4 protein-coding genes are annotated in these 6,056 nt (G+C 59.8%); 2 read left to right on the top strand and 2 right to left on the bottom strand.

The annotated features are described in order from the left end of the window. Nucleotides 1-1,662: hypothetical protein (locus tag VHE12_10525; protein ID HVZ81211.1), on the top strand; the 1,662-nt coding region annotated here is incomplete at its 5' end. Between the two features lie 52 nt (nucleotides 1,663-1,714). Here the strand turns inward: VHE12_10525 and VHE12_10520 are convergent. Together VHE12_10520 and VHE12_10515 are read right to left on the bottom strand one after the other, a co-directional pair. Continuing rightward, complete coding sequence (locus VHE12_10520; GenBank protein ID HVZ81210.1) at nucleotides 1,715-2,827, bottom strand: tetratricopeptide repeat protein; 1,113 nt, start codon at nucleotides 2,825-2,827, stop codon at nucleotides 1,715-1,717. Then, the gene (locus VHE12_10515; protein ID HVZ81209.1) at nucleotides 2,824-4,041 is read right to left on the bottom strand and encodes a hypothetical protein; all 1,218 of its coding nucleotides are present in this window, start codon (nucleotides 4,039-4,041) and stop codon (nucleotides 2,824-2,826) included. The genes VHE12_10520 and VHE12_10515 overlap by 4 nt, the downstream gene beginning before the upstream one ends. A 284-nt stretch (nucleotides 4,042-4,325) precedes the next feature. On the opposite strand from VHE12_10515, the gene VHE12_10510 reads away from it, so the two are divergent. Then, on the top strand, nucleotides 4,326-6,056 hold a 1,731-nt coding region (locus tag VHE12_10510), incomplete at its 3' end, for a hypothetical protein (GenBank protein HVZ81208.1).

Genomic DNA, 6,056 nt, shown 5'->3' with positions numbered 1-6,056 from the left:
ACCAACACCAAGACCCCGACCAATACGCCGACGGTGACCTTCACCTTTACGCCCACCAACACCCCGACCAACACCTTCACGGCTACCGATACCTTCACCTTCACCAACACCCGCACACCTACCAATACCCCGACCGCGACCTTTACTTTCACTTCCACCGCCACCGCGACCGATACCTTTACGGCTACTAACACCTTCACCTTTACCAACACCCGCACGCCTACCAACACCCCCACCGCGACCTTCACCTTTACCCCGACCAACACCCATACGGCCACTTACACGCCCACCAATACCGCTACCAACACTGCCACCAGCACGCCGACCAGCACCTACACCCCGACCTTCACCTCTACGCCCACCGATACCTTCACCCCCACGCCTGGGGTGAATATCGCCAAGAAGGTGTCGGAAAGCGTGGCGAATTCCGGGGATGTGGTGACCTATAGCCTGATCCTCAATGTGGTGCAGTCGCCGGCCTCCTCGGTGACGGTGACGGATCACTTGCCGGCCAACGAGACCTTCCAAGGGTTCTTGATCACGCCCTATGGCGGGACACCCTCGAACAACGGCAACGACCTGACCTGGACCTGGAACCCGCCGCAGAGCCTGCCGGTGGGTCCGGCCACCATCACCTATCAGGCCAAGATCGCGGACCTGCTGAAGGGCGGGACCATCCTGACCAACAGCGCCGAGCTGACCTACGCGGGAGGCCCGGGGCCGAAGAACGCGTCGGTGAACGTGGTGATCGCGTCCACCTATGAGGTGAAGGTGTCGGTGTATAACGAGAGCGGAGAGCTGGTGAAGGAGATATGGGTGCAGGAGATGTCGCAGCAGATCAAGAATTTCGACCTGTCGAGCGCGGCCATCACCCAACTGGGCGGGAAGACCTACGTGGAGGTGGGTGGGCAGCTCTTGGCGGCTTGGGACGGGACGAACCAAATGGGCGACCCGGTGGACAACGGGGTCTACCATCTGCAGGTCTCCAGCACGGACACCTATGGGGTGGTGACGAACGTTTCCCAACTGGTGACGGTGAGCCGTTCGATCGCCAAGATCCAGGTGAACATCTACAACGGAGCTGGCGAGGTCATCCGGCATCTTTATTCCTATGCGGACGATCCCGGGAACGCGTCCTTGGGCAATGTGTCGCTATCCGGAAGCCTCCTCGCGCCCGAAGCCGGAACGCCCACGGCAGGGGGGAATGCCAGTGTGACCATCTATTTCAACGGTACCCAGGTGGTCTGGGACGGCCGGAGCGATTCAGGTGCCATCGTCACCAATGGCGTCTATCAGGCAGAGGTCCATTGGGTGGATGGGCAGGGTGGGGAACAGGTGGTCTCGAAGTCCGTCGTGGTCCAACGCGGGTCCAACCCCTTGGCCGATGGAAAGGTCTATGCCGCGCCTAATGTCCTGACCAATGGTACGGTCCAGACCACGATCCAGGTCCAATCACCCGTAGCCTATACCCTGACGGTCCGTCTCTATGACATCGCGGGGGAATTGACCAAGCCCGCGCAGACGGGTCCAGGTGGTTCGAAGTATGTCATCTTGGATGTGACTGGATTGGCCAGCGGGTTCTATTATGCGGCGGTCGACTTGGTCGACCCGCAGGGGAACCTAGTACAGAAACAGGTCATCCCCATTTTGATCAAACACTAAAGGAATCTGAGGTTCCGGATTGCCTACCAAGGGCCCCTTTTGGGGCCCTTTTTTATTTTCCCTTAAGCTTTTCCAACAATTGGAGCGCCCGCAGGGTGGCCGGATGGTCGTGGCCCAGGGCCTTTTCTAGGATGCGGACCGCTTCCTGTTGTTGCTCCCGGGCTTTTCCTTCTTCTTTCAGGGACCGATCGACATAGGCCAACTTCTCCAGGAGAAAGGCCGTACGCGGGTGTTCGGGCCCGTAGTATTGCCGGGTGAGGGCCAGGACTCGCCAAAATAGGGCTTGAGCGATCTTGAAACGGCCCAGGGCCTGGTCGGTTTCGGCCGACTCCTGAAGATAAGGGATGTTGGTGAAAAGGTCGGGGCCGATCAGGCGGTCGCGGATGGCGGCGGCTGCCTCATAAAGATCCGTCGCTTGTCCGGTGCCCGCCGCGCGATGGATATCGCCGCTGAACTGAAGGGAACGGCCGACTTCGGGGCTGTCGGCCCGGTACAGGGTCTTGCGATCGGCCAGGGAACCTTCCGCCATTTTTAGGGCCTCGTCCTTCTTTCCGGCGGCCAAGAGGGTCCTGGCCAATTCTTCCTCAACTTGCCAACGCGGCGGGACCTGGGACCTCATACCCAGGCATTCCCGAAGACGATCTTCGGAACCAGGAAGGTCTTTGTTCTCCCTCGCCAGGATGCCCCACTCCAACAGGCATTGGGCTTCGTCGGAATCCCCATTTTGGGAGAGGATTTTGTACGCCTTTTGAACGCAAAGGGTCGCTTCGTCGAACCGTCCCAGATCCGACAAAAGGGCCGCCAAGTCGAGGAGGGAAAGCCCGACCGGCTTGGACCCGAGGCCGAAGGCTTTTTCCCTCAGGGCCAGGGCCCAACGGTAATCCTCCTCGGCCCTTGAATAGAGACCGGCGGTCCTTTCCAGGGCCGCCAGATCATCAAAGATGGGTGCCAAGGAGGGATGGAGGTCCCCGAACTGGTCCTGGGCGATCCGCAGGGCTTTACGTTCGCGATCTATGGCTTCGGAAAAATTCCCGTCTTGCGCCAGATTGGGCGGCGCGGAGCGGTAGGATCCCAAAAGACCCGTGTCCATCATGGGTTCGGCGGCTTTGAGGCCGTTGGCCCAACCCAAAAGAAGCACAGGAAGCGCCCAAGAGAAGTGTTTCATGGAAGGGTCCCTTCCAAATGATCGAGGTCGAAGGGTGTCGGGATAGGCCGGGCCTGGAAATCAGGGGCTTCCGGACAGACCGCGCCCAAGGCCCCTAGGTTGGCATCCCGCTCGAAAATGTCCTGCCAAAGGTCTCCCGCCCCTCCCTGGTCGTTGTAGACCTCCCGGGAAAGATGGGGGCCGCCGTCGAAGCTCAAGGCATCGGCCCGGGCCAATCCGCCCGAATTCCCAACGTCGGAGATCACGTAGCAATCCTCACATCCCTCCGGGTATGACGAAGAAGCCCTCCCGGAATCGGTCCGCAAGGAGAGGAACCAACATTCGGGGGAGAAATTGGCGGCGGCCAGACCCTTCCAGCCGATCGTGACCCATTGATATCGGACGCTGGATCGGTCCGCTTCCAAAGCGGTGCCTTCGGCCATGGCCACGCATCGGTGGATCCGGAACTCGTTCTTCAGGATCACGTAACGCAAGGGGGTCTTGGGGTGACCGACCTTGCGGACCCGGATCGCCAGGGCTTGGGCCTGGAAGCCGCAATGGAAATGGAGCGATTGTCCCGACCAACGGGCATGGGCCTTATCACCATCCGGGCCCATCCCATAGATGGGTTGGGAGCCGGATTGGTCGTAAGGGTTTCCCTGGAACCGGTTGCCGAGGCCAAAGAGGGCATAGAGGGGTTGCTGGTCCTTTTTCACCCAGCGGTCCTTCGCCAGGAGAAGGGTATTGGCCATTGGGTCCGGGCTTCCGTCCCCTGGACGAAAGGCGTTCAGGGGAGTGGTCGAGGCAAAGGAAGCGTAATGGTCCTTGTCGCAGGGGTTGACCTGATGGTCCCCGCCCCGGTAGAGGTCGGCCCGGAGGACCAAATGGTAGACCTGTCCCCGGATCAGGGGCGCGGTGTCCAAGGGAACGGTCATCCAACGTTCCGGGGAGGGGACAAGGTCCTGACGGCTGAGGTCCTGGCCGGAAGGCAGGCCGTGGTCGTCGCCCTGGATGGAAAGGGTATAGGCGGGGGGATGGGAAGCCTGGTCACAATAGACTGCGGCGGCGGTCAACGTGATGTCCTCGGGGCAAGTGAATCGGAAGGAGATCCGTTGATCGGGGGAATCCAAGCGGTGAGGGACCCTTTGGTCGACCACGAACCAGTTCCCGAAGTCGGCCTCGGCCGGGGAAAGGGTGCCGAGGAACAGAAGGGTCAGGATGAAATGGAATTTCATGTCGTCATCCTAACATTGGGTTCCCAAGCGGAGGCGAACCCTTCCGAAAACCGAAAAGGTTCTGCCGACTGGTCCAAGGTCCACCTAAAACGTTTTCGCAAAAAAGTAACATCATTATGGCAACGTGATCTTAGGAAATGCCTGATGGACCCCTAAAATCATTAACAAATAGCCGTTGGGCCTTCCCTTTTCCGACGCGTGCCCGCTAAGGATATGGTTTGTTTTCACGCTCATTCAATGAAAAACGATGCAAGTCATTGACCGGTCCGCTGCAGACACGAGTAATGTTCTTGATCGTTCTTTTCATCACACCGGTCCATCTTTTGGCCGGTACCCCCTCGAACTACCCACCCAGCTGTCCTCCCAACCCGAATCTGCTGAACGTCAATCACATCACGCAGCATTACATGTACACCGGTTTGGGTGTCGGGTACACGGCCAATACGGCGGCTTGGCATACCTATAACAGTGGTTCGGGGAACGCGCCTGTGGTCGTTTCGGGGATCCCCGGCGGCGGGACAACGGTGGTCAAGGCCTTCCTCTATACGGTCCAGCAATATTGGGCCCCCAACAGCTGTGTGAACGCGGTAACAGTGAACGGCACCGCCTTTACCGGCGGGTTTCAATCGGGCTACGGCGATTCCCAGAATGGGTGGTGTCATCCCATCTATGGATGCAATGACGGGCCCGCGAACATCTATTACTACTGCAACGAACGTTATGACATCACCAGTCTTGTCAGCGGCCTCAAGAACGGGACCTATACCATCACCAGTCCGGCGCTTTACGGCCTACTGACCGCCTCCATCGTGGTCGTTTACCAGACCCCGGGCGGGACCGCTACCACCACAGTGGACTTGGCCGACGGGCTTTTCCTTTGGGTCTATGGCGAGATCAACGGGGATAATTTCGAGGGCTATCCTCCGGCGAAGACGGACCTGGATTGGGGCTGTGCGGGGAATCCGGTCTGCAGTCCTCCTGACGACAAGTTCACCCGGATCGGGGGTACGGGACTCCCCAACGACAGTGACGGTGGGAACCCGGCAGGAACCACCATGACGGATGAGTTCGTTTCGCCCTCCAGCAGTGTGAGCAGCCCCTCGGTCCTTTGGCAGAGCGGTCCTGGTGTCCTGGGGCCTCCTGGCACCAACGGTGGATACCCTTGGGCGAATATCGGAAATTACACACCAGGTGCAGGTGTCCTGAGCCCGGGTGACACCAAAATCAGCTGGACCATGGGAAACCCCTTGAAGAACACCGCCGGCAAGGACACGGCCTGGGTGAACGTTCTGGTCAATTCGACCACCTGCCAGCCGCCCACCCCGACCCCTACCCCCACGAACACCAACACGAGGACCTCAACACCGACCTCGACCGCGACCTTCACCTTTTCTTCAACGGCCACCGCCACCTCCACCGCCACCCGGACCAACACCTCGACCGCCAGCAGCACTTCCACTTCGACCAGCACGTCCACCTCCACGAGCACTTCGACCTTTACCCGTACTTCCACACCGACCTTTTCCATGACTCCCACGGCCACTGCGACAAGGACCAACACGGCCACCGCCACAAGCACCTCCACCTCCACCAGTACTTTCACCTCGACCAGTACGTCCACCCATACGACCACCTTTACGTCCACAAACACCGCCACTTCCACTTCGACCTCCACCAGCACGGCGACGGCGGTCAATACCTCCACTTCTACAAGTACGGCGACGGCGGTGGCGACGGCGACCTCGACGAGCACCGTCACCTCGACCCGGACCTCGACCTCCACTTTCACGACCACGTCTACGGCGACCAGTACCTCTACCGCCACTGATACTTCTACGTCCACCAATACGAGGACCGCGACCAATACCTCGACCTCGACCTTCACCTTCACGCCGAGCTTCACGCCCACCAACACCTTCACGACGGTGCCCTCGGCCACCGCGACCAACACCTTCACCGTGACCGATACCCACACCCCTACCAACACCTTCACCAACAGTTTCACTCCGACCAAT

Source organism: bacterium (assembly GCA_035549195.1).
Lineage (GTDB): Bacteria > Oederibacteriota > Muellerivitia > Muellerivitales > Muellerivitaceae > DASZRK01.
This window is presented reverse-complemented; position numbering and strand designations above follow the sequence as displayed.

Coding starts and splice junctions, on each gene's coding strand:
- VHE12_10520 (HVZ81210.1), bottom strand. CDS start 2,827: ATGAAACACTTCTCTTGGGCGCTTCCTGTGCTTCTTTTGGGTTGGGCC.
- VHE12_10515 (HVZ81209.1), bottom strand. CDS start 4,041: ATGAAATTCCATTTCATCCTGACCCTTCTGTTCCTCGGCACCCTTTCC.